The sequence below is a fragment of the Paraburkholderia sp. genome (assembly GCF_035656215.1).
Taxonomy (GTDB): domain Bacteria; phylum Pseudomonadota; class Gammaproteobacteria; order Burkholderiales; family Burkholderiaceae; genus Paraburkholderia.
The window spans coordinates 1-3,781 of the sequence record NZ_DASRSY010000072.1 but is presented as its reverse complement, the minus strand read 5'-3'; the positions used below and the strand labels follow the sequence as shown (position 1 = coordinate 3,781).

Here is a 3,781-nt window from a genome sequence, read left to right as displayed (position 1 = left end):
GTGAAGACCGATCAGTACATCACCGTGCCGAAGGGCATGGGCGACAAGGCGAAGCCGCAGATCGAACAAATCGATCCGCTGATCGCCCCGATCGCGAACGGTCAGCAGGTCGGCACGGCGAAGCTCGTGGCCGACGGCAAGGTGCTGGCGCAATTCCCGATCGTCGCATTGCAAGCCGTGCCGCAAGCCGGCGTGGTCGGCCGTGTGTGGGATTCGCTGATGCTGATGTTCAACAAGAAGAAATAAGAGTCCGATTGCGATGACTGCTGTTTCCGATGTTTCGCTCGACCCGATCGTTTATCTGAACGGCGAGCTGGTGGCTTTGTCCGAAGCGCGCGTGCCGGTTCTCGACCGCGGCTTTATTTTCGGCGACGGGATTTACGAAGTCGCACCGTTGTACGCCCATGCGGGTGGCCGTACTGCGTTTCGCTTCGGGCATCATCTGGCGCGCCTCGGGCGTTCGTTGGACAGGATCGGCATTGTCAATCCGTTCGACGCCGCCGGTTGGTGCGAGCTGATCGAGCGCGTGGTCGCGGCCAATGAAGCGGACGCAAGCCTGCCCCCCGATCAGGATGCGATTGCCTACGTGCAGATCACACGGGGCGTCGCAAAGCGCGGTCACGCGTTCCCGGCCGGCATCCAGCCGACCGTGTTCGTGATGGTCACGCCGCTGAACCTGCCGGACGCCGCACAGCGCGCGCAGGGCGTGCGCTGTGTCACCGCTGAAGACCGTCGCTGGCTCAATTGCGACATCAAATCGGTGTCGTTGCTTGGCAATGTTCTGATGGCTCAGTACGCGGCCGAAAACGATGCGTTCGAGACGATCCAGTTTCGCGACGGCATGCTGACCGAAGGTTCGTCGTCGAATATCTGGATGGCGAAGGACGGTGTGTTGTACGCGCCGCCGCGCAGTCACAAGATTCTCGAGGGGATTCGCTACGGTCTGATCGAGGAGTTGACGAGCGAATGCGGCATTCGCTTCGAAGCGCGCGAGATCGCCGAAGCAGAGTTGCGTGCGGCGGACGAGATTCTGGTCAGTTCCGCCACCAAGGAAGTGCTGCCGGTCACGCAACTCGACGGTCAGCCGGTTGGCGACGGCAAGCCGGGCACGGTGTTTGCGGCGTTGTACGCGGCCTATCAGCGTGCCAAGGCCAAGGAAGCGCAAGAGGCGCAGCAAGGAGTAGAGAATGAGCCCCGAGAAAGAATCATTGCTTGAGTTTCCGTGCGATTTTCCCATCAAGATTATGGGCAAGTCGCATCCCGAGTTCGCCGAGACGATTGTCACGGTGGTTCGGCAGTTTGATAACGAAGTCGACCCTGCTCGCGTGGAAACGCGGCCGTCCAGCGGCGGCAATTACACCGGTTTGACGGTTACGGTGCGCGCCACGAGCCAGGCGCAGCTCGACGATATCTATCGCGCGCTCACCGGTCATCCGATGGTTAAGGTGGTGCTTTAAAGCACTGTCCGAGCAGGCGCTGGCGTCGACTTTGGCGCCCGCACTGCAAGCTGTGCCAACGATGCCTCGTATTACGGCGTGACGCGCAATGCGTCCGCCGCCAGATCGGCGCTTGCGGCAGGCCCTGCCTCGCAAGCCCGCTCGAAAAGCAGCTTGAACCGTCCCACTTCTTCGAATACCCAATCGCGGAACGCCTTGACTCGTGCGGTTTCGAGCATCTGCGGCGGACAGATGAAGTAGTACTGCCACGGGCTCGGTCCATCCACATCGAATAGCCGCACAAGACGGCCTGCTGCGATCTCGTGCATTGCCAGCGAACGGCGCGTGAGCGCAATCCCCTGGCCGTCGATGGCCGCCTGCAGCAGATTCGACGAATCCTGATACAGCACGCCGCGCTTCGGCTCTTGCCAGTCGGTGAGGCCGGCGGCGTCGAACCACGGGCGCCAGAGTTCGTCATCCGAACGCAGCAGCGGAACCTTGGCCAGATCGGCCGGCGTTTGCGGCAGCTTGCCCTCGTTGAAATTCGGCGCGCAGGCCGGAAAGAAGATCTCCTCCAGCAGCAACTCCGCGTGCAGCCCCGAATATTTGCCGTAGCCGAAGCGGATGGCCACGTCGACGTCGTCGCGCGCGAAGTCCGTGAGTGCGTTGGTGGACAGCAGTTCGAGATCCCACTGGGGATGCGCCTCGATAAAACTGCCGATGCGCGGCGTCACCCAGCGCGCCGCAAACGAGGACAGCATGGAAACGACAAGGCGCCGCTCGCGGTCGCCGGCGCGGATTTCGAGGGTGGCATCGGCAAGCGCCATCAGCGCGGTGCGTACGCGCGTGGCATAGCGGCGGCCCGTGTCCGTGAGCCGCACGCGCTTGCCGTCGCGGGCGAATAGCGTGACACCCAGTTCGGCCTCCAGCGCGCGAATCTGGTGACTGACGGCGCCGTGCGTGACGAAAAGTTCGTCCGCCGCACGCGAGAAGCTCTCGTGGCGGGCGGCGGCTTCGAACGCCTTGACCGCGTTCAGCGGAGGTAATTGCCGGAGGTCCATCGCAATATTTCTCACATAGAGGTGAAAATAGATCGTTTTGCGTAAACCCTTGCTACGCCTAGGATTGTAGTCACGAAACGAATTTTGGCGAGGGCATCATGCGAGAAATTTCCTCTAGTATCGCTTTTGAAATCCGCAACGGCGAAACCATTCCTATGAAGGTAGCACGCAGCACCAAGCTGGTCGTGCACGGCGGCGCGGTGTGGGTCACGCGCAGCGACGATACGGAAGACTACTGGCTGCAACCCGGCCATACGCTGCGGCTGCGGCGTGGCGAACGGCTGTGGTTGAGCGCCGAAGGCAGCACGCAGGCGAAGGTCGCGTTTTCGGTGCCGACGCGCTGCGATGAACGCGCGCTGAACTGGTTCGCGCGGGTCACAGAACGGCTGGCCGCCCGCATGCGTGGGGGCTGGCGCACGGTTTGAGCGCGGGCGGGCGCTGCTTCCTGAAGTAGCCGGTTCCGGCGGGGATTCCCAGATTTCGGTAAACTGTCGGGATCATGTGCGCCGCCCCGGTTTCCCCGTCTCCCTTGCCCGCCACGGCGCCGCTTACGCTGCGCTGGCTCCGCAACGAACCTTATGAAGCCAGTTTCGAAGCGATGCGCCAGTTCACCGACGAGCGTACCGCCGATACATCCGACGAAATCTGGCTGGTCGAACATCGCCCCGTATTCACGCTCGGCCAGGCCGGCGACCCGGCGCATCTGTTGGCCGCCGACAGCGGCATTCCGCTTGTCAAGGTCGACCGGGGGGGGCAGATCACGTATCACGGACCCGGACAGGTGGTTGCCTACCTGCTGCTGGACCTGCGCCGACGCAAGCTGATGGTGCGCGAGATGGTCACGCGGATCGAGCAGGCCGTGATCGATACCCTCGCGGCGTATAATCTCGGCGGGGAACGCAAGGCGGGCGCCCCTGGTATCTACGTGACGCCCGGGCCGGACGCCGGGTTGCATGCCGGTGCCAAGATCGCCGCGCTGGGTCTGAAAATCCGCAACGGCTGCAGCTATCACGGCGTGAGTCTGAATGTGAACATGGACTTGCGGCCGTTTCTGGCCATCAACCCATGCGGCTACGCGGGGCTCGAAACAGTCGATATGGCAACGCTGGGCGTTGCCGCAGGCTGGGACGACGTGGCCCGTACCTTTGCAGCATGCCTCACCGCAAACCTCGACGGCAGTCCCGCGGCCGTCGCCCAACCGCAGGCCGGTGCTCTCACCGCCTGACTGGACCGAACGAATGACTGACGTTACCGCGAACCTCGCAGCTTCTCCTGTTCCTGATG

Annotated in this window: 5 protein-coding genes and 1 pseudogene; 5 read left to right on the top strand and 1 reads right to left on the bottom strand. The window is 62.9% G+C overall.

Features of this window, described 5'->3' with window-relative positions:
* The 3 genes and pseudogenes from VFE81_RS04130 to VFE81_RS04120 form a co-directional block, all read left to right on the top strand.
* Window positions 1–246 (top strand): annotated as a pseudogene (locus VFE81_RS04130) (D-alanyl-D-alanine carboxypeptidase); the annotation flags it as partial.
* A gap of 13 nt (window positions 247–259) precedes the next feature.
* Window positions 260–1,216 (top strand): D-amino acid aminotransferase, encoded by a 957-nt coding sequence (locus VFE81_RS04125; RefSeq protein WP_325043376.1) that lies wholly within the window; start codon window positions 260–262, stop codon window positions 1,214–1,216.
* A complete protein-coding gene (locus tag VFE81_RS04120; protein ID WP_325043375.1) occupies window positions 1,188–1,457 on the top strand; it encodes a DUF493 family protein in 270 nt (89 codons plus the stop codon). The genes VFE81_RS04125 and VFE81_RS04120 overlap by 29 nt, the downstream gene beginning before the upstream one ends.
* A gap of 71 nt (window positions 1,458–1,528) precedes the next feature.
* On the opposite strand, the gene VFE81_RS04115 is transcribed toward VFE81_RS04120, so the two are convergent.
* Window positions 1,529–2,497: a transcriptional regulator GcvA gene (locus tag VFE81_RS04115; protein WP_325043374.1), complete on the bottom strand. Its 969-nt coding sequence runs from the start codon at window positions 2,495–2,497 to the stop codon at window positions 1,529–1,531.
* Window positions 2,498–2,595: 98 nt separating this feature from the next.
* On the opposite strand from VFE81_RS04115, the gene VFE81_RS04110 reads away from it, so the two are divergent.
* Together VFE81_RS04110 and lipB are read left to right on the top strand one after the other, a co-directional pair.
* Complete coding sequence (locus tag VFE81_RS04110) at window positions 2,596–2,922, top strand: DUF2917 domain-containing protein (RefSeq protein ID WP_325043373.1); 327 nt, start codon at window positions 2,596–2,598, stop codon at window positions 2,920–2,922.
* Window positions 2,923–2,996: 74 nt separating this feature from the next.
* On the top strand, window positions 2,997–3,722 hold the full coding sequence (gene lipB / locus VFE81_RS04105) for a lipoyl(octanoyl) transferase LipB (protein ID WP_325043372.1): 726 nt from the start codon (window positions 2,997–2,999) through the stop codon (window positions 3,720–3,722).
* The last annotated feature ends 59 nt before the right edge of the window (window positions 3,723–3,781 follow it).

Bases quoted from the DNA above. Each gene is read 5' to 3' on its own strand.
- VFE81_RS04125 (WP_325043376.1), top strand. From the start codon at position 260: ATGACTGCTGTTTCCGATGTTTCGCTCGACCCGATCGTTTATCTGAAC.
- lipB (WP_325043372.1), top strand. From the start codon at position 2,997: ATGTGCGCCGCCCCGGTTTCCCCGTCTCCCTTGCCCGCCACGGCGCCG.
- VFE81_RS04115 (WP_325043374.1), bottom strand. From the start codon at position 2,497: ATGGACCTCCGGCAATTACCTCCGCTGAACGCGGTCAAGGCGTTCGAA.
- VFE81_RS04120 (WP_325043375.1), top strand. From the start codon at position 1,188: ATGAGCCCCGAGAAAGAATCATTGCTTGAGTTTCCGTGCGATTTTCCC.
- VFE81_RS04110 (WP_325043373.1), top strand. From the start codon at position 2,596: ATGCGAGAAATTTCCTCTAGTATCGCTTTTGAAATCCGCAACGGCGAA.